This is a genomic window from Salinibacterium sp. NYA9b, assembly GCF_976973725.1.
In genome coordinates, this window is record NZ_OZ333476.1 from 1,955,865 (window position 1) to 1,973,913 (window position 18,049).

The window sequence follows — 18,049 nt, forward strand, 5'->3', positions numbered from 1 at the left end:
CCTAGGCGTCAGGTCCCTCAACCGCGATAACACGAGCAGACCACGGACAAAAACTGTCTGAGGTCAGAATCTCATCCTCGACATACTGCGGAATACCATCGCACGCCTCGGTCGTGATGTTGGTGAACTCAAGCGTGGCAGGGTCGATGTGCCACGACCACGGCATATTTACCGACGACGATTCCCGCACGACGACTCCCTGAGGCACCGCGGCCACGTTCTCCCCCGCCAGCAGTGCCTGCGCATGCTCAACGAGTTCCGGGGTCACAAGCTCGATCGTGAACTGACCGCCACTGGGGACCTCGAAAACTGCGACCGTCGGCTCCGGCCCTGCGATGCAACCCGAGACGGTGGTTAGCGCCACACCAGCCACCGCGGCCGCCAGGAGAGCCCGCCGCCGGTTCACGCCGGAGCCTCAGTCATCCTCGGCGAGCGCATCGTAATCAAAACGGGCGACCTCATAGCTTCGCGTCAGCAACTCCTCGAGAACCGCAAGATCGACATCCGCCAACTTCTTGACATAAAGACAGCCCACCGCCAGTTCATGGGTTCCCAGTCGCTCAAGCAGCTCCGGGAACTCCCGAAAATTGCGAGCCGTGTACAGCGAGATTTTGGCCTTGCGCGGAGAAAAACCAATCGTGGCCGTATCTCCCTCACGACCGGTGGCATACCGATAGTGACTAGAGCCGAACCCAATGATGGATGTGCCCCACATCACTGCAGGCTGGCCAGAGGCACGGCCAAAGATATCCAGAAGAGTCTGCGCCTCATCCCGCCGCCGTTCGGTCGGCACGGAGTCGATGAACTCGGCAACGGTGACCTCGGTGGGGGCCGTTTTGTTCGGTGTGTTCACGTCAGGACCATCCCCTTCGATGCGGTGCCCTCGGCAGGATTCGAACCTGCGGCCAAGAGATTAGAAGGCTCCTGCTCTATCCCCTGAGCTACGAGGGCGGGGTATACGCGTTAAACGATAGCGCGTTAGTCACACGATGCGGATCAGTGGCACGATGCGGACCAATCGCACGATGCGAATCAGCCGCTATACGGCTTTCGCGAGCGCCACCAACATCTGGTTGAGCGTTGGGGCGCCCTGGGCACGGAAAACTTCTTCGCCCTGCGCAGACACAATCACGATGGTGGGCGTAGAGGTGATGCCAGCCTGCTCGGCACGCTCTGCCTCACGCGCGACATCCAATTCTGCATAGGTCACCGCCGGCACGAGGCGCGCCACCTCGTCGAGGGTTCGGCGCGCCGTCGCACACGGGTCACAAAAGGCAGACGAAAAGAACAGCACCGTTGGCTGTTCAGAAGTGCTGCTGTTAGAGGTCGTTTCGTTCGTCAAGGTCTTCCAGAGGGTCGCTATCGGCCTGATCCCACGTATACGTCACGTGGACTTTGTCACCGACCTGCTTCGCTACCGGAGATTCGTAACGCAATTGCGTTTCGGAACCTACAGCGTCTGCAGCGATCAGGGTCACATAATCATCCCATCCCTCCTCGGTTGCAATACGCGTATCGTTCTGGCCGTTGTACGGGCCGCCGACAAAAAACACGATGTACTCGTCGCCGTGCGCGAGAGTGGGGGTTGATTCGCTCATGACCACAGGTTTACCAGACAAGAGTGGACGAACGCTGGTGACATTTCAGGAGCGGTAGAATCAGCACATGGCATCACACGCTGATTATCTGGTTTGGATCGACTGCGAGATGACGGGATTGGATGTCGAAATCGACGAACTCGTCGAAGTTGCGGTGGTGATCACCGACTACGACCTCGTTCCCGTCGATGAGGGAATGACGATTGTCATCAAGCCCAGTGAGGCTGCTCTCGCGAACATGGGTGAGTTCGTCACCAACATGCATACCTCAAGCGGACTCATCGAAGAGATGCCGAACGGGGTTTCTCTTGCTGACGCCGAGTTCGCCGTGAACGAATACATCGTGCGCTACGTGCCCAACGCCCGCACCGCCCCGATGGCCGGCAACACCATTGGCACCGACCGTACATTCTTGGCCAAGTACATGCCACGCGTCGACACTCACCTGCATTACCGCAGCGTCGATGTGTCGTCGATCAAAGAGCTCTCGAAGCGTTGGTTCCCGCGCGTGTACTTCAACGCCCCAGACAAAAACGGAGGACATCGGGCTCTTGCCGACATTCTCGAGTCGATTCGTGAGCTCGATTACTACCGCAAAGCGGTCTTTGTGGGCGAGCCAGGACCGACGACAGAACAGGTTCAAGCAATTTCTGCTGACGTAGTGGCTGGATTCGCTCCGCGGTTGTAATACACTTATACAGTTGCTTATCGCCGCAGGGCGAAAAACAACCTTGGTGGGCGTAGCTCAGTTGGTAGAGCGCTGGCTTGTGGAGCCGGAAGTCGCGGGTTCGAGCCCCGTCGTTCACCCCAAGATAATGAGGCCCAACCCCTCGAGACGAGCACGATGTCTCGCGAGGAGTTGGGCCTCATTTTTGTTGTTACCGGCTCCCCGCAGCGAGCGACCTACGAATTATCGACCGCCCGGTCGCGTGCCTTCTTGAGCACCGCCTTGCCCTGCCGCGGTTTCTTGCACTTCACCAGATGAGTAGGCAAGTATCGCTTCCGTTTCAGATTCCAGCACTGCGCTGTCGACGAGATCAGCTGCCTCGTCAGACAGCGTTTCGGAACGCGACTCTACGATGCTGGCGAATTGCCCGCTCTCGAAAATCTCCGCCTGCAACTCCTCGAGCGCATCCTCGTACATCGCAGCAAACTCCGGAATCTCGGTGAACCGTGTTGTCAGAATGTTGTTGCCTTGCTGAGCCTGTCCACCGCCTGCGGCATCCCCGCCGCCTCCGGCAGGCAAACCTCCGGGAGCGACACCGTCAGCGGCGCCGCCCGGACGCTCACCTTCGGGAAGCTCGCCCTCAGGAAGCTCGCCCTCAGGAAGCTCGCCTTCAGGAAGCGCACCCTCAGGAAGCGCACCCTCAGGCGCTGCGCCGCCCGCGGTACCGCCGCCGGCTTCGTTTACCGTGCCGAACGCCAAGTTATGGTCCCAGGCCAGGACTGACATGAGCCCAGAATCTGGGTCGTAATACAGGTACGAGTTGTTGCCAGGCCCATCAATGTCGTCAAAGTTGTCAATGAGATCTTCAACCGCGAGATATCGCGCGAAGGATTCCACGTCGAGAACGTCGGAAAGTTGATCGACAAACTCTTCGTCTGTCGTGTTGTTTACGACATCGAGAAAGTTGACCAGGGGCTCGTAGTCATCATCTCCGGCCTCGCGATCAAACACCTCCGTGTAGAGCTCCGGGTCGTCACCTAACCAGGAGTAATCGCCTTCGCTCTCCGCCTTCCAGAGGATGCCATCATCCGAGGGCAGCAATCCCGCCTCGTAGTTTCGTTCAATCCACGATTGGTTCGGCACCGCGACAGTGAGAAGCAGAGTCTCTTCGCTACCGTTCACGGAGAACCGTGTCGCAACTGATTCTTCGCTCGCCAACCCAGCCGCGCTCAACGTCTCAAGAGCAACAGCCTCGTTCAGTGAGGTCTCAGTGTTGTTGGAGCGCACCACAACATCAGTGACCCCCTCGATGCTTTGTCCGTCAACATACTTATCGAGACGAATTCTCCAGGGCAGTTCTTCAATGGGAGTGTCCGCGGTTACTCCGCGCAAGCTCGAGTTTCCTTTGAGCTTGATTCCCACCTGCCCATAGGTCGTGCCGTCGATAACCACGGTCGCTTCCAGCCACTCCTTATCGCCGGAATCGAGATACGTCTCAACCATCTCTAGGACCTCGTCGCTATCGACGTCAATTTCGATCGAGTGCACAACAGCAGAATCGAAAAACGAGTCCGCTTCAGTCGTGAGACTCACGTTCACAAAGTCGGTGGTGCCTGCACTCCCCGCAGTGTCCGTCGAACCCACGGAGCAGCTCGCGAGTGTAAGAGTGAGAACGACGGTAGTGCTGACTACGCCCCATAACTTTTTTCTTTGCATGAGTGCGACGCTAAAGAAAGTTTCTATCGGTTTGCTAAGACCACAACGGGAGTTTCACCGGAAAGGGCACTGTCATTCCTCCCAGCAGAAGCTGGCAAGCTGGGTTCATGGAGAATCTCGATGCCCAACAGTTCGAGACGCTCGTTGTCGAAGGCCTTGATGCACTTTCGGACGAGATCGTTGAGGGGCTCGAGAACGTCGTATTTGTGACCGAAGATCGCCCCGACGATGGGTCACTCTCGGTGCTCGGCCTGTACGACGGTGTTGCCCTCACTGAGCGCGGTCAGTACGGCTTTGGCGAATTGCCCGACCGCATCGTCCTCTTTCGGGAACCACTGCTGGCCGTGAGCGAGTCGCTCGACGAGCTGAAAGAACAGATTCACATCACTCTCGTGCACGAAATCGCCCACTATTACGGCATCAATGACGAGCAATTGCATGAACTCGGCTGGGCCTAGCGGTCGGTGAGCCGACATCCGGTCCTGACCGCGTAGGATTTCGTGAGTGTCACGAACCTCAGGAGGATTGATGATTTCGAGCAAGCGCGCGAGTGCGTTGTTGATGGCCCCCGCCGCACTGCTGGTGCTGTCTGGTTGCGCACTGATCGAACCCGCCGATACCAGCGAGCCGCCTACGGCCATGGAATTGTGCGCGATGGGTCACACGTGGACGCTCGACACTGCTGATCTCGCTGAAAAGCTTCTGGCAGAACTACCCTCTGAAGACGTTCCGGCGAAGGCTGTTGAACCTAGCGGCGGACAAACTCTCACGTGGGAGAGCACTGGTGCTCTCACGATCGAGTCAGACCTCGTGTTCACAATTAGCGCTGAGCCCAAGGCAGATCAAGTCATGACGATCACCCAGTCCTACACGGGAACCGTCGTCGGCAAGGCCCTCATCAACGTGGATGTCGCGATCCCCCGCGACTGGGACATCTCCGATTACACGGTCGAAACCACGGCAGTGCTCGCCGATGAGCCTGTCGAAGAGTTGAAGTACACGATTCCCCGCAGCGACTTCGATGACATGCTCGGGCTAGTGCTCACCTGCGAAGGGGACGTGATGACGGTCAACCCGCGCGGAACCGACCTCATTCAAGTGTGGAACAAGTCCAACTAACGCCCAGCGAACCAGCGTGAGATATCGACACCGTCGAGCGTCTCATCCGCCAGTTCACGGGGGTTCTCGCGCGCCATAAAGCGGAGCTCGTGGCGTGCCCACCGCTCCCAATAAGGGGCGTAGGTGTCTCCGTCGCGGTCGAGGGCCCGCTTCTTGCGTGAGGCGTCGTCGAGCTCGACCCAAATGCTGTGGTCGACGAGAGGGGCGGATGCGCGGCTCAGGGCACCGATTCCCTCCAGCACGAGGGGGCGATCGCCGTCGAGCTCGTGCCAGGGGCCCGGCTCGTTGGTGAGCCAGTTCCATTCTTGCCACCGCAACTCGGTGAGGATGCGCGGAACGAGGGCGCTAGCGGCATCCAAGCCATCCCAGCCGGGATAAAAGTCGTCGAGTTTCACTAGCTGAACCTCTGGCCAGGCTGCGGCCATGGCACGGCCAAGTTCGGTCTTGCCCGAACCAGAGCGACCGTCGATAAGACACCGCCAGCGCGGAGCAGGCGGCTGCGCGCTAGCCAACAATGAGATTCCAACTTCCCGTGAGCACGGCAACGACTGTAGCGGTAATGCCGATCAGCAGACCCACGAGCAGCGTGAGCCATTCAGCCCGCCCCCACGGCGACTCCCGGGCCCACGTGCGGGTCGTATCGCCGCCGAAGCCGCGCGCTTCCATCGCAATAGACAGTTTGCTGCCTCGACGGATCGAGAGCACAAGTAACGCAAAACCCTGACCGGCGATACGGCGGAGGCGACCACGGTCTGCCACGCCACGAGCGCGACGGGCTAGTTCGAGGGAGCGCCAATCCTCGAGAAAGAGCCCGACCATGCGCACGGCTGCTAACGCGCCAACGACGAAGCGGTCGGGCAGTCGAAGTCGCTGAGCGAGGCCATCAGCGAAGTCGGTGGGGTCGATCGAGATAAACAACACGACGGCGGGCAGGCCGATCGCGAGCACCCGCAAGAAGGTCGCGAGGGCGAGCTCGATCGAACCATCACTGATTCTGATCAACAAGAATTCGAAGTACACGGTGCCGTCATAGCGGCCATACAGCAGGATCGTGAGAGCGGTCAGCGGCGCCGCCACCCACACCGGCAAAGTCCGCAACCAGAATCGTTTCGGCTCAATCCCGAAGAACGCGATGATGGCAAGCTCGAGCACGAGCGCGGTCGTGGCCGACACCCAGTCGATCGTGGCGAGCAAGAACAGGCTCACGAGGAGCCCTGCTCCTAGTTTGGCCACGGGATTCACCGACGCGATAGGGATCATTCGAGCACGACCGTTGAGTCGGCGAGTGCATCGACGAAATCGAGATCGTGGCTGACGGCGATTACGCTGCTTCCGTCATCCACGAGTCGTGCCAGCAGGGCGAGCAATTCGCTCCAGGTGCGCGAATCTTGCCCGAACGTGGGTTCGTCGAGCACGAGCACCTGCGGGCGCGTAGCGAGGGCTGTGGCGACGCTCAGGCGACGTTTCTCGCCGCCCGAGAGAGTGAACGGGTTGGCGTCGGCTAGCCGGTCAAGGCGCAACCGGGTGAGCAACTCGTTGACGCGAGCATCCACTTCGCTCTCGGGGAGCTTCAATGCCCGCGGGCCCACTTCGAGCTCTGCGCGCACTGTGCTCGTCAGCAATTGGTGCTCGGGATCTTGAAACACGGTGCCGATTCGGGTGAGCAGCTCACGCGACTTCCAGCGGATCGGTTGCTCGCCCGCTCCATTCGCGAGCGCCGGGCTCGCCACGACAGCACCACTGACGGGCGACAAAAGCCCACCAAAGGTGAGCGCGAGCGTTGACTTGCCTGCGCCATTGGGGCCGGTGATGGCCAGAGCGTGGCTGCTCATGATCTGGAGGTCGAGCGGAGCCCCCAGGGCTACTTTGCCGCGGCCGACGGTCAACTGCTGAGCGCTGAGAAGCGCGTGTTGCGGGCCCCGCACTGCCCGCACCGGGCGCGGTGGCGGAAACTGCGGGATCCAGACTCCCCGAGCGGCGAGCTCTTTGCCCTGCCGTGCGAGAACGTCGGCTGGCGCCCCATCGGCGATGACTCCCCCGCCGGCGGCGAGCACTACGACGCGGTCGACAACGTCGCTCCACACCGAGACGCGGTGTTCGACAACCACAATCGTGGCGCCGGTTGCCTCGGCGACGCGGATGACGGCATCCCGAACCTCGGTCACCCCCGCGGGGTCGAGATTGGCGGTTGGCTCGTCGAGCACGATCAAACCGGGCCGCATGGCCAGCACCCCGGCGAGCGCGAGCCGCTGCTTCTGACCGCCCGAGAGCGCACTGGTGTTGCGGTCGAGAGCAACCTCGAGGCCGACGGAGGCGAGACTGTCACGCACACGAATCCAGATTTCGTCGCGCGGAACACCCAAGTTTTCACAACCGAACGCAACGTCGTCTCCGACGCGCTCCAAGATCACCTGGCTGTCGGGGTCTTGAATCACGAGACCGGTGCGCCCACGATGGGCGGCCGGATGCTCGCCCGCAACGAGCAGGGAACCTTCTGTTTCGCCTTCGTCGTCGCCGACTACCCCCGCGAGGGCATGCAGAAACGTTGACTTTCCCGCCCCGGACTCGCCGAGGAGTAACACGCGTTCGCCCGGTTCAATACGCAGATCGAGACCGCGTACCGCCCAAGCGAGCCTGCTGGAATGGCGCCACCCCCATCCTTCGACGGTGACGCCAACAGGCGTGGTGGGGCTCAGACCCGTTTCGCAATCTCGCGGCCAGCACCAAAGCGGTTGAGCGCTCCGGTTGCGGCAATACCGCGTGTCGCGAGCCACGACAGGAGGCCAGCAATGAGCATCCCGCCGACGATGGCGGCGATCGTGTAGATGATGATGAAGGGAAGCGCTGATCCCGGGTACCAGAGCAGCAAGTCAGTAATAGCCATCGCGAGGCCGGCACCGGCGCCCGCAAGAATCGCACCGCTGACGCGCCAGTTGGCGTAGAGGAAGGCAGCGAAGACGATCTCGGCACCAATGCCCTGTGTGAAGCCGCTCACGAGCGTGAGTACACCCCACTGGTTACCGATAAGGGCCGACACGGAGGCGGCGACCATCTCTCCGTAAATCGCGGCACCCGGCTTGCGGATGACGAGTGCGGTGAGCACACCGGCGAAGAGCCAGAAACCGCCACCAATCGCTTGCAGGCCGGGCAGGAGCGCAGCGATCGGGGCCAGAGCGGGAACGGATGCAATGTTCCAGACGACGAAGATCAAACCGCTTGCGACGCCGATAACGCTCGCGACGACGATGTCGATCACCCGCCACTGAAAACGCGATCCGGGCTTCGTCGGGGTAGACGTGGATGAGTATGGTGCTGTTGTGGTCACTTTCGTGCCTTTCACTAGTGAATGGCACGGGTTTCAAGAGTGTCTGCTCCCTGCGCTGGCATGATCCAGATCAGGTTCGACGGTCGAAGCTTGGAGAAGCTCCCTCTCAGCCCGGCTCACCGGACTCCCGTGTTCGCCACCCAGTCTAATCATCAATAGGCTCGGCGTATGGACTTCCGCATCTTCACTGAACCTCAGAACGGCGCCAGCTACACCGATCAGCTTGTTCTTGCGCAAGCCGCAGAGAAGCTCGGTTTCAACGGCTACTTCCGTTCTGACCACTACGTGACGATGGATGACCGCAACGGCGGGCTGCCTGGCCCCACTGATTCGTGGACGACACTTGCGGGGCTGGCGCGCGAAACCTCGACGATTCGTCTGGGCACGCTCGTCTCCTCGGCGACCTTTCGGCATCCGGGAATCTTGGCGATTCAAGTGGCGCAGGTCGACGACATGTCGGGCGGCCGCGTGGAGCTCGGGCTCGGCACCGGCTGGTTCGAACGCGAACATGCTGCGTACGGCATCCCGTTCCCGGCGAAGCGGTTCGGCATGCTCGAAGAACAGCTCGACGTGATCACGGGCATCTGGGCCACAGAACCGGGAAAGACCTTCTCCTATGAGGGCAAGCACTACCAGCTGAGCCAGTCCCCCGCGCTGCCGAAGCCCGTGCAGAACCCTCTGCCGATCATCATCGGCGGCAGTGGTCCAAGCCGTACGCCGGCGCTCACCGCCAAGTTTGCGACCGAGTACAACGCTGGCTTCGCCACCATTGCGCCGCTCACGGAGCGCATCAACCGCGTGCGTGCCGCGTGCGAGCACTTCGACCGCGACCCCGCCACGCTCGTGCTTTCCGTTGCCGGCACGACTGCTATCGGCGCCACCGAAGCTCAGATCGAGACGCGTGCTACCGCAGCCAACGCAACTCCCGCCGACCTGCGTCTTGGCGGCTTCGCGGGAACTGCCAGCGAAGTCGTCGACAAGATTTCAGAGCTGCAGGCACTCGGGTTCACTCGCGTGTACTTCCAGATCATGGACTTCCACGATCTCGACCAGCTCGACTTTCTCGCCCGCGAAGTGATTCCCCAGCTCGACTGATAGTGCTGCGGGGCCGCTTTAGGAGTCCTGATCGACCGTGACGAAGTCGATGAGGTGCTCAACGCGCCCCAAAAGTGCTGGTTCGAGGTCACCGAAGTTCTTTACCTTCGACAGGATGAACTGCCACGCCCGAGCAATGTCGGCTTGGTCTTCGTGCGGCCAGCCGAATGCTTCGCAGATGCCGTGCTTCCACTCGATCGTGCGCGGCACCGTAGGCCAGGCAGCGATTTCGAGGCTTTGCGGCTTCACGGCCTGCCAGACATCGACGAATGGATGACCGACCACGAGCGCGTACTGGCCGTACTTGCCGCGCCCCACAGCATCCGCAATTCGGCTCTCCTTCGAGCCAGGAACAAGGTGATCGACCAAGATTCCCAACTTGCGGTCGGAGGTGGGTGCAAAGTCGGCGACGATCTTCTCGAGGTCGTCGATGCCGCCCAAGAATTCGACGACGACACCTTCGGCGCGCAGGTCATCACCCCACACTTTTTCGACGAGTTCCGCATCATGGCGGCCTTCGACATAGATGCGACTCGCGAGCGCGGTGCGGGCACGCTGCTCGGGGGCCGCAAACGACCCTGAGGCTGTCTTACGGGCGGCGGCGGCAGCCTTCGGCGCGGGCTTGACGAGCTCTACCGGCACGCCGTCGATGAGATAGCCGCTGCCGAGAGGGAACGCGCGAGCGGAGCCCCGACGGTCTTCGAGCTCCATGAGCCCATTGGCGAAACCCACCAGGGCACCTACGTAACCGTCAGCGATTACCTCGACAACCATGCCGGATTCGATCGGAACCTTCGGCAGCACTGCTGGCCCGCGTTTGATTGAGAAGTCAGCGAGAACGTCGTGGGAATAGCGGTCGTCAGTCACCGATCGAGGTTAAGCGGTGCCGCCGCGTTGCTGGCGGAGGCGCGACGGGAGCTCGCAAGGTTCGTCGACGGTTGCGCGAATGCTGCTGCCGGGCGTTGGGCGTGCTCTCGCCAGAGCGCGATGCCCACGGCGGAAGAAACACCGATCCCGGAACCGATAGCCGCGAGCAGAATGTCAACGACATCCGCGTAGCCGACGGGCATCCACACCGTCTGGGCGGCTTCGAGCCACGCTGCGGCAACGATGCTGAAGGCGAGTGCTGCCCACCAACGGCGACGGCCGAACATGCCAACCAAGAAAATACCAACGGGGATAAACGCAACGGTGGTCCAGATCCAGAAGCGACCGTTACTGCCCGGAGCGATCACGAAAGCGAGACTCGCCAGGGCGGCGAAGTAGAGCGCTGCGGCTAACGCAACGGCAAATCTCGATCGGAACATACCAGCCATTGTCACAAGCGCATCTTCGCGCCAGTTGTGAGAAGGGTGGAAGCAGGATGTGAACAGCGCCATTTATGGCAACGATTCGGTAACTGCGCTTCCCTAGCTAGCCGCGAGCCGCTCCACTTCACGCGCAATTGGCGGCAACACCCGACGCATGTAACGCCCCCACCACAGGCGAATGATCAGCCACACGATCCAGCTTCGCCCCGGCTTCGCGAAGAAGGTATAGCTCCAGCGGATGCGCGAACCGGTCGAGCGGTCATCGAAGCGCCATTCTGCTCGAGCCCCCGAAACGAGCAGGCCAAAAAGCTTCTGGAAGTCGCTGAGTTCGTAAGCAAAAAGTTCGGGAGAATCCGCGTTGGTAATCGTCTCAACCACGTGACCACCATCGGAGAGCACGAGGCGTCGGGTGTGACCGACAGCATCCCACGTTCCGGACTGCTCGAGCACAGTGACGACCGCCGGCAAGGGGCCGAAGCGAGGATAAAACTGCGCAGGGTCAATCGGTCCCGAGTAGTCGTAGGCCTGGCGGGCGCTCGCTCGTGTGCGGGCCTGCGCGGTTGCGGTCACCCCACGACGGCCGGTGCTGGTCATGCTGACTCCCACGATCCCGGGCCGGACGAACCGGCCTCGTACTCCTCCAAAGGAACCTGATTAGTGCGGAATGCCTCGAGCACGGGAGCGACAATTCGCCAGCACTGTTCAGCGACATCGCCGCGCACCGACAACACTGGATCCCCCTCAACGAGAGATGCAATCACTTCGCCGTAGGCACTCATGGCCGGGGCGCCGAGGGTGGTCGTGAGTTGCGTGCGGTCGAGCGTGAACGGATCGCCAGCGCCATTCACGATGAGATCGAGTTCGAGCGTTGCCGGCTTGATTGAAATAGTGAGCTTCGCAGGATCTTCGCTGCCCGTGAGGCCGTAGGGAAGGTGCGGAACCGGCGCGAAAGTAATCACGATGTCTTGACGGGCATTGCCGATGGCCTTGCCCGAGCGCAACACAAACGGCACACCAGCCCAACGCCAGTTATCGATCTCAAACGTGACCTCAGCCAGAGTCTCCGTGCCGAAATCAGGGTTCACGCCCTTCTCGTCAACGTACGAGGGAAGGCTGCGGTCGCCGATCGTGCCCGCGGTGTAGCGCGCACGGCGAGCGCACGTGCCGTCGATACTCTGCACGCGCGTTGCTCGCAGCACCTGAGCCATCGACCCCCGCAAGTCCTCTGAGCTCACGCTCGCCGGTGGTTCCATCGCAGTAAGCGCCATCACCAACAGCAAGTGGCTTTGGATCATGTCGACCACAGCGCCGGCGCGGTCGTAATAGCCAGCCCGACCTTCGAGCGCGAGCGCCTCATCAAAAATTAGCTCGACCTTTGCCACATTAGGTGCGGCCAAGAGCGGCTCGAAGACACGGTTAGCGAACCGCAAACCGATAAGGTTCAGCACCGTCGACTTGCCCAAGAAATGGTCAACCCGGAAAACCTGCTGCTCTGGCACGATCGTCTGCAACACGCGGTTCAGATCACGAGCGCTGGCCTCATCGCTTCCGAAGGGCTTCTCAAGGGCAAGCACAATCCCCTCGGGCAAATCAATGGTCGCCAACACCGAAACAACCTGATGGGCGACCGCCGGAGGCAAGGCAAAATACAACGCCACACGGCCGGTAGCCGACTCGATCACGTCGCGCACTTGTTGCGCGTCAGTGACGTCGGCCTGCACGTAGTGCGCTGCACTGGCCACGGCGTCAGCAGCGGGCGAAGCCTGAGCCGCAAACGATGTCGCGACGCGCTTCTGCCAGGCCGCGTCATCCATTTCTTGACGATCCACGCCAATGAGAGTGAGTTTTTGCGCTTCGCCACCGCCCAGATACGACGCAAGGCCGGGCAAGAGTAAGCGCGACGTGAGGTCTCCGCCTGCTCCGAGGATGATCAGTGTTTCAATCCGTGCCGTCATCATGCACTCTCTGCTCGATACTGCTGAAACTCGAACGACTACTTTTCGTTGCTGCCAGTATCCCCATCGACGCTCGGTGGTTGCTGAGTCGCAACGGCGGTCGCGGATGCCGTGGCTGTGACACCAGCAAATGTGGACGCTGATCCACGACGCGACCATGCCATCCACCACCAGACCAGGGCGCCGACAATGGCGGAGCCGAGGATACCGACAACGGGGCCGAGAAGAACAGTGCCACCAACAGCAGAGTCGGTGACATTCGCCGCGATCGTGAGATAGGCCACAAAGAGGGGGACATCGAGCAGCGCAACGATGCCGAGGGACTGGAAGGTGACCTGCCACGGTTTGCGAACGCCGCCGCGCTTGAGCAAGTACATGCTCGCGAATGCAGCGAGCGCCACCAAGAGAAGCGCAACGATGCCGATCACGATAATCACGGTGCCGATCACACTGCCCGCGCCGCTCACCACGTCACGCACCGCCGGCACATCGCCAAAGAGACCGCTCACTCCCGCTGCGGTGCCACCAACGAGCAGGGTGAGTCCCCCGCCGAGGGCGACGAAGCCGAGCATGAGCCAACCCACAGAGAAGAAGGCGTGGGCAACCGCTCCCGCAACAAGAGAATGGCCCCGCTGTGCACTGGTTAGTTGCGCTTTTTGCATGGTTCGACGTTAGCGCAGCGGTGCGACGAACGTGGAAAATCGGCGCAATCGAGTGCACAACGTGAGAATCAGTCTTGACACCAAAACGCGGGTGATTTGGGCGCTTCGCAGGACAAGCGGGTGTGAGAGTCGCTACGGTTTGGAATATGAAATCGTGGAGGGACGCGCTCAACGCCGAGCAGCAGGCTGACGTTGATCGAATTCTCGACTCTGCGCTCAATGTGGCACGAAGCCATTTGGGCCATGCGAGTGAGTTCATGACGTTCGCGCTGATGACGGATGGCAGCGGCCGGGTGCTTGAAATGACTGCTGACGAAGCATTGAAGAAGAAGCACCTAGATGCCGAGAAACTGATTGCGCAAACCGTGACTCAGTTGCGCCAGATGGCGGCCATTTCTCGCTGCAGCGCCATCGTCTCGAACACGAGAATTGCGTCGCTCAAGTCTGACGCCATTGAAGTGAGAATCGAGCACAAAGCGGGCGCAGCGCTCATGGTTTTGCTCCCGTATACGCGAGCCAGATTCACGGGTGCCCTGACTTTCGGCGATCTCAAGCTGTATTCGCACACCGCTGAAGTCTGGGTATAACCAGAGAAATTTCGCCACCCGCGGAAGTATTTTGAGGCCGCGTGCGTTACTAGAGGCATGAACAAGCGAATTGTCGCGGTCATTGTTGCTCTTGCCGTCGTTGTTATTGCAGCAGTCTGGATCGTCTCAGCCCAGAACTCGAACGGCTCTAGCGAGTCCCCTGCCGCTGACAGCGCAGCTCAAAGTTCGGAGAGCTCAAGCGACTCCGGCGCCGAGACCGACGACGCTGTTGCCATCGAGAACGATGGCGGCGGTGACTACGTCGACTACAGCCCCTCGGCCATTGCGGATGCCGATGGTCGCGTCATCCTGTTCTTCCACGCCACGTGGTGCCCCCAGTGCGTCTCCGCCGACGGAGACATCAAGGCGTCGGGCGTTCCCTCTGGAATCACGATCGTGAAGGTCGACTACGACACCAACCAGGATCTACGTGCCGAATACGGCGTTACCCAGCAGACCACGTTCGTTGAGGTCGATGCCAACGGCGAGAAAGTGCAAGACAACTTTGTGGCGTACGCCGACCCTTCGTTAAACGCCGTTCTCACCGCCCTCGGCTAGGCCCCGATGCTTAGCCTGATTCTGCTCTCGTTTGTTGCGGGAGTTCTGACGGTTGCTGCGCCCTGCGTGCTGCCGCTGTTGCCGGTCATCGTGGGTGGCTCGATCGCGCGCACCAGCAGCGATTCGACCGTGGCCGAACGCCAGTGGTTCCGCCCTGTGGTTATCGCGGTGAGCCTCGCAGGGTCAGTGATCATCTTCACCCTGCTGCTCAAAGCAACGACAGCCCTGCTGGGGATCCCGCAGCTGGTGTGGCAGATCATTGCCGGCGGCATCCTGATCATCTTCGGCCTCACGCTGGTATTCCCTGCGCTCTGGGAGCGCTTTATGCTCGCCACGGGCATCCAAAACCGGGCAAACGCCGTGATGAACCGTTCGTATTCACGCGGCGGCCTTAGCGGAGATGTGATGCTCGGTGCAGCACTCGGCCCGACCTTCAGCAGCTGCTCCCCCACCTATGCGCTCATCTTGGCGACAGTATTGCCGGTCTCGTTCGCAGAAGGCCTGCTCTACATCGTCGTATACGCCATCGGCCTCGCCGTCGCGCTGCTCATGATCGCGTTTCTCGGTCAGGCATTCGCTCGCAAACTCGGCTGGCTCGCTAACCCCAACGGCGTCTTCAAGCGCGTGATCGGCATCATTCTGTTGGTCGTGGGTCTCGCCGTCATCCTGGGTCTCGATAAGCAGTTCCAGAGCTATGTGCTCGAGCAGGGCTGGTACGACCCGATTCAACGGTTCGAAGAGAGCATTACCGGCTAGTCGCTCGGAGAGTAGGCTTCGGTGACCGTTATCGACCGGAGGTTGTCATGGTTCCCGAAATTAACTACATCGCCGTCATCTTGGCGACGCTATCGAGCATGATCGTCGGCACTATCTGGTATTCCCCGCGCGTATTTGGCAACTACTGGATGAAGGCGGCCAACGTCACCCCCAGCGGCAACACTGCGGATGCCGTTCGACCCATTGTGGTCACGGTCATCGTGAGTTTCTTTACGGCCTGGATTCTTGCCGGCGCCGCGTTCATCGCCTCTGACTTTTACGGCGGAAGCTTCTTTCTCAACACGGTCTTGACCAGCATCGTGTTGTGGGGCGGATTCACCGCGGCACGTTTCATCACTCACGACCAATTCGATGGGCGCCCCAACGGCCTCACCGTGTTGAACGTGAGCCACGAGTTCGTGACGATTGTGGTCATGGCCATCATCATCGGGGTGTGGCCGGCCTAGCCATTGCCCACACCGCAGCGGCTACCACGCCCGCTGCAGTCCGTTAGATGAGCTGGATCGACACCTGCACCGTATCACCGAGCTCTAAACCCTCAGCGCGGCGCACAGCGGCCTTCACGGGGAGAAAGAAGCTGTCTTCCACGCTGCTGTTCGGAAAGATCGACGTCGTCCACGTGGTGGAGCCAATAGTGACTTCTACCGCGACGGCACCGAACCCCCGCGGCGGTGACGGGATCTCTTTTACGTCGGCCCCGACATCCGGCGGCACCTGCACAAAATACACGCTGGGCTTTGACGACCACGGGGTGATCTCAGACGTGAACTCGAACTCGGGCTTCATGCTTTGAGCGTACTCGCCAGTCTGCAGTCGCGACGTTGGCGAGATGCAGACGAGCTACTGCTCGACGGACTTCACAAAGGCGACCGTCGAGTCGAATGCAGAGCGAGCATCCTCAAAATCAAGGTGGAACTGGTACTCGTGCGGCAACTGCGCGGAGTGATTGTCCGCGTAAAACACGCGTGTGGTGTCGACCCCGAGAGTGTCGAGGGCGTCAGCGAAGGCCACCGACTGCGACGGGGTGAGCGGATCAGCGTTGCCGCCGGAGATCCACGTGCTCGGAAAGTCAGCAGTGACATCGTCAATGACCGACATCTCGTCGCCACCGGGCTGATCAGACCAGTCCTTGTCGCCGATGTACGCCCATAACGCGATGCGGAAACCCCAACCGCCAAGCCCCGGAGCATTGGGGATGCCGCTGACGTCGTAAATGCCGCAATTGAGGATGACCCCGCTCAGTTGGTCAGCGCTCAGGGTTGGCGTGAGCCCGAGCGTCGTCGCATAGCTGGGGTTCGTGATGGCGGTGGCGAGTTGGGCACTGAGCTGCGAACCAGCAGAGTCTCCCGCGAACACGATGTTGTCGGGATCGATCTGCAGGCGCACAGCATTGTCAACGAGATAGCCCATCGCGTCGTTCAGCTGAGTGAGCGCCGTGGGGTAGATCGCATCGGGCGCCACTGTGTAGTTCACCGCGACAACAGTGAATCCCTCGGCGGCCAGATTGCGGGCGTAGGGGGTGATGTTCGACTTGTCGCCCGAGATCCAGGCACCGCCATGAATCCAGACGATGGTAGTGAGGGGACCGGATGACGCAGCCGGAGAGTAGACATCGAGCGAGGTCTCCGCGCCCGCATCGCCGTACACCTCATCCAGCGTTTCAGTAAGCGGAACAGTCGTGGCGTGGCCTTCCATCTCGGCGACAACCTTGGAGGCATCGGCCTCGAACATCGCCCGGATGAGCAGTGCTGCGGGCCAGGGGCTCAGCGTCCAGACGAGAGCAGCAGCAATACCGAGAGACAAAGCGACTAAGCCGATCTGACTCGAGCGACGTTTAATCCAGGGACGTGGCTCGGTTGTGCGGCTCATATCTCCAGCGTAGGGGGCGTGCTGAAGCTGGCGGCGCGAAACGGTCTACCCCGTTCGGGGCGGGATTGTGCGGTTGTGCTGGCTGGCAGTGCGGGCTTTAACCGGCACGGGAGTTAAAAAAAAACTCGACCGGTAGCCTGAGCTACCGGTCGAGCATGTCAGAGGGCATCATCATGGGGTGCCCTTAGCCTTTGACCACCTGAGTGGTGATTGAGGTCGGGTTCGCGAACAGGTCGAGTACGGGGCAGTGGGCGTCGACTGCGTCACGCAACTCGTCGTAACGTTCCTGCGACTCTGGCCCGGTGATGGTCGCGAAGAGACGGATGGCGCCGAAGCCGTTGCGCACGTTCTCGTCGATTCCGAAGAGGCCGCGAACATCGAGGTCACCCTCAGCCTTGACCGAGATGTCATCTACTTGGATGTCGAGCGCCTGAGCGTAGAGACGGAAGACGACTACCTGACAGGCGATCAGCGCGCCAAGAGCAATCTCAACGGGGCTGGCGGCAACATCATCCCCGGCGAGTCCCTCGGGCTCGTCGATGTGGAAGACATGCTTTCCTGCCTTGAGTACGGTGCCGACAGAGCCGACCCCCTTGCCGGTGACGGCGTACGTGATTTCGGCTGCGGCTGGCTTGGCGGCAATTCGCGAGTTCCAGGCAGCGCCGGCAGCGGTGAGTCGGGCTGCACGGTCGGCAGCGAGATCAATGGTCGTGGTTTCATTCGTGAGAAGTGTCATGCGGCGACGGTAATCGCAATCCGCGGCGGTCGCGAGAGCACGCCGTAACAGACCGAAACAGTGCTTAACAAAGAG

The 18,049-nt window shown here is 60.9% G+C and carries 25 protein-coding genes and 2 tRNA genes; 9 read left to right on the forward strand and 18 right to left on the reverse strand.

What is annotated here, in order from left to right:
* Position 1: 1 nt before the first annotated feature.
* The 5 genes from ACWFSR_RS09325 to ACWFSR_RS09345 form a co-directional block, all read right to left on the reverse strand.
* Positions 2–364 (reverse strand): BP74-related protein, encoded by a 363-nt coding sequence (locus ACWFSR_RS09325; protein ID WP_447522245.1) that lies wholly within the window; start codon positions 362–364, stop codon positions 2–4.
* A gap of 51 nt (positions 365–415) precedes the next feature.
* Positions 416–853: a DUF1801 domain-containing protein gene (locus ACWFSR_RS09330; RefSeq protein WP_447522246.1), complete on the reverse strand. Its 438-nt coding sequence runs from the start codon at positions 851–853 to the stop codon at positions 416–418.
* A gap of 25 nt (positions 854–878) precedes the next feature.
* Positions 879–951: transfer RNA gene (locus tag ACWFSR_RS09335), tRNA-Arg, on the reverse strand.
* A gap of 88 nt (positions 952–1,039) precedes the next feature.
* Positions 1,040–1,342, reverse strand: coding sequence for a thioredoxin family protein (locus ACWFSR_RS09340; RefSeq protein ID WP_197109734.1), 303 nt, complete (start codon positions 1,340–1,342; stop codon positions 1,040–1,042).
* Entirely contained in the window at positions 1,320–1,598 is a 279-nt protein-coding gene (locus tag ACWFSR_RS09345; protein ID WP_197105993.1) for an oligoribonuclease, read from the reverse strand. Before ACWFSR_RS09345 ends, ACWFSR_RS09340 begins: the two co-directional genes overlap by 23 nt.
* Before the next feature lie 67 nt (positions 1,599–1,665).
* Between ACWFSR_RS09345 and orn the strand changes: the two genes are divergently transcribed.
* Together orn and ACWFSR_RS09355 are read left to right on the forward strand one after the other, a co-directional pair.
* Positions 1,666–2,286: an oligoribonuclease gene (gene orn / locus ACWFSR_RS09350; protein WP_197105994.1), complete on the forward strand. Its 621-nt coding sequence runs from the start codon at positions 1,666–1,668 to the stop codon at positions 2,284–2,286.
* Between the two features lie 46 nt (positions 2,287–2,332).
* Positions 2,333–2,408, forward strand: a tRNA-His gene (locus ACWFSR_RS09355).
* 100 nt (positions 2,409–2,508) lie between these two features.
* Here ACWFSR_RS09355 and ACWFSR_RS09360 read toward each other — a convergent pair.
* Complete coding sequence (locus tag ACWFSR_RS09360; RefSeq protein WP_447522247.1) at positions 2,509–3,909, reverse strand: CotH kinase family protein; 1,401 nt, start codon at positions 3,907–3,909, stop codon at positions 2,509–2,511.
* Between the two features lie 179 nt (positions 3,910–4,088).
* Here ACWFSR_RS09360 and ACWFSR_RS09365 point away from each other — a divergent pair, with 179 nt between their 5' ends.
* Positions 4,089–4,439, forward strand: coding sequence for a metallopeptidase family protein (locus ACWFSR_RS09365; RefSeq protein WP_197105996.1), 351 nt, complete (start codon positions 4,089–4,091; stop codon positions 4,437–4,439).
* A gap of 46 nt (positions 4,440–4,485) precedes the next feature.
* Complete coding sequence (locus tag ACWFSR_RS09370) at positions 4,486–5,100, forward strand: hypothetical protein (RefSeq protein ID WP_307783845.1); 615 nt, start codon at positions 4,486–4,488, stop codon at positions 5,098–5,100.
* Here the strand turns inward: ACWFSR_RS09370 and ACWFSR_RS09375 are convergent.
* Genes ACWFSR_RS09375 through ACWFSR_RS09390 form a run of 4 tightly spaced genes read right to left on the reverse strand, consistent with a single transcriptional unit; the run spans position 5,097 to position 8,425 of the window.
* Positions 5,097–5,612: an ATP-binding protein gene (locus ACWFSR_RS09375; RefSeq protein WP_447522248.1), complete on the reverse strand. Its 516-nt coding sequence runs from the start codon at positions 5,610–5,612 to the stop codon at positions 5,097–5,099. The genes ACWFSR_RS09370 and ACWFSR_RS09375 overlap by 4 nt on opposite strands.
* Complete coding sequence (locus ACWFSR_RS09380; RefSeq protein ID WP_197105998.1) at positions 5,605–6,360, reverse strand: energy-coupling factor transporter transmembrane component T family protein; 756 nt, start codon at positions 6,358–6,360, stop codon at positions 5,605–5,607. The genes ACWFSR_RS09375 and ACWFSR_RS09380 overlap by 8 nt, the downstream gene beginning before the upstream one ends.
* On the reverse strand, positions 6,357–7,796 hold the full coding sequence (locus ACWFSR_RS09385) for an ABC transporter ATP-binding protein (protein WP_447523442.1): 1,440 nt from the start codon (positions 7,794–7,796) through the stop codon (positions 6,357–6,359). Before ACWFSR_RS09385 ends, ACWFSR_RS09380 begins: the two co-directional genes overlap by 4 nt.
* On the reverse strand, positions 7,793–8,425 hold the full coding sequence (locus tag ACWFSR_RS09390; protein ID WP_447522249.1) for an ECF transporter S component: 633 nt from the start codon (positions 8,423–8,425) through the stop codon (positions 7,793–7,795). The genes ACWFSR_RS09385 and ACWFSR_RS09390 overlap by 4 nt, the downstream gene beginning before the upstream one ends.
* 168 nt (positions 8,426–8,593) lie before the next feature.
* Here ACWFSR_RS09390 and ACWFSR_RS09395 point away from each other — a divergent pair, with 168 nt between their 5' ends.
* A complete protein-coding gene (locus ACWFSR_RS09395) occupies positions 8,594–9,520 on the forward strand; it encodes an LLM class F420-dependent oxidoreductase (protein ID WP_447522250.1) in 927 nt (308 codons plus the stop codon).
* A gap of 18 nt (positions 9,521–9,538) precedes the next feature.
* On the opposite strand, the gene ACWFSR_RS09400 is transcribed toward ACWFSR_RS09395, so the two are convergent.
* The 5 genes from ACWFSR_RS09400 to ACWFSR_RS09420 form a co-directional block, all read right to left on the reverse strand.
* Positions 9,539–10,387 carry a DUF3097 domain-containing protein gene (locus tag ACWFSR_RS09400; RefSeq protein WP_447522251.1) on the reverse strand — a complete coding sequence of 283 codons (849 nt, stop codon included), beginning with the start codon at positions 10,385–10,387 and terminating at the stop codon, positions 9,539–9,541.
* Complete coding sequence (locus tag ACWFSR_RS09405; protein ID WP_197106002.1) at positions 10,384–10,827, reverse strand: VanZ family protein; 444 nt, start codon at positions 10,825–10,827, stop codon at positions 10,384–10,386. Before ACWFSR_RS09405 ends, ACWFSR_RS09400 begins: the two co-directional genes overlap by 4 nt.
* A gap of 102 nt (positions 10,828–10,929) precedes the next feature.
* Complete coding sequence (locus ACWFSR_RS09410) at positions 10,930–11,424, reverse strand: SRPBCC family protein (protein WP_447522252.1); 495 nt, start codon at positions 11,422–11,424, stop codon at positions 10,930–10,932.
* Positions 11,421–12,788, reverse strand: a complete 1,368-nt coding sequence (locus ACWFSR_RS09415) for a glucose-6-phosphate dehydrogenase (protein WP_307783843.1) — start codon at positions 12,786–12,788, stop codon at positions 11,421–11,423. Before ACWFSR_RS09415 ends, ACWFSR_RS09410 begins: the two co-directional genes overlap by 4 nt.
* Positions 12,789–12,823: 35 nt before the next feature.
* Entirely contained in the window at positions 12,824–13,447 is a 624-nt protein-coding gene (locus tag ACWFSR_RS09420) for a hypothetical protein (protein ID WP_447522253.1), read from the reverse strand.
* A 146-nt stretch (positions 13,448–13,593) separates the two neighbouring features.
* On the opposite strand from ACWFSR_RS09420, the gene ACWFSR_RS09425 reads away from it, so the two are divergent.
* From ACWFSR_RS09425 to ACWFSR_RS09440, 4 genes are read left to right on the forward strand one after another with little or no spacing between them, the layout of a single operon-like run.
* Positions 13,594–14,034 carry a hypothetical protein gene (locus ACWFSR_RS09425; protein ID WP_197106005.1) on the forward strand — a complete coding sequence of 147 codons (441 nt, stop codon included), beginning with the start codon at positions 13,594–13,596 and terminating at the stop codon, positions 14,032–14,034.
* A gap of 57 nt (positions 14,035–14,091) precedes the next feature.
* Positions 14,092–14,592, forward strand: coding sequence for a thioredoxin family protein (locus ACWFSR_RS09430; protein ID WP_197109725.1), 501 nt, complete (start codon positions 14,092–14,094; stop codon positions 14,590–14,592).
* A gap of 6 nt (positions 14,593–14,598) precedes the next feature.
* The gene (locus ACWFSR_RS09435) at positions 14,599–15,348 is read left to right on the forward strand and encodes a cytochrome c biogenesis CcdA family protein (RefSeq protein ID WP_447522254.1); all 750 of its coding nucleotides are present in this window, start codon (positions 14,599–14,601) and stop codon (positions 15,346–15,348) included.
* A gap of 47 nt (positions 15,349–15,395) precedes the next feature.
* Positions 15,396–15,815 carry a DUF1761 domain-containing protein gene (locus ACWFSR_RS09440; protein ID WP_197106008.1) on the forward strand — a complete coding sequence of 140 codons (420 nt, stop codon included), beginning with the start codon at positions 15,396–15,398 and terminating at the stop codon, positions 15,813–15,815.
* A 43-nt stretch (positions 15,816–15,858) separates the two neighbouring features.
* On the opposite strand, the gene ACWFSR_RS09445 is transcribed toward ACWFSR_RS09440, so the two are convergent.
* The 3 genes from ACWFSR_RS09445 to ACWFSR_RS09455 all read right to left on the reverse strand — a co-directional run bounded on the left by ACWFSR_RS09445 (position 15,859) and on the right by ACWFSR_RS09455 (position 17,974).
* A complete protein-coding gene (locus ACWFSR_RS09445; RefSeq protein WP_197124125.1) occupies positions 15,859–16,155 on the reverse strand; it encodes a DUF1905 domain-containing protein in 297 nt (98 codons plus the stop codon).
* Between the two features lie 54 nt (positions 16,156–16,209).
* A complete protein-coding gene (locus ACWFSR_RS09450) occupies positions 16,210–17,238 on the reverse strand; it encodes an alpha/beta hydrolase (RefSeq protein ID WP_447522255.1) in 1,029 nt (342 codons plus the stop codon).
* Between the two features lie 184 nt (positions 17,239–17,422).
* Positions 17,423–17,974: an OsmC family protein gene (locus ACWFSR_RS09455; RefSeq protein ID WP_447522256.1), complete on the reverse strand. Its 552-nt coding sequence runs from the start codon at positions 17,972–17,974 to the stop codon at positions 17,423–17,425.
* Positions 17,975–18,049: the final 75 nt, after the last annotated feature.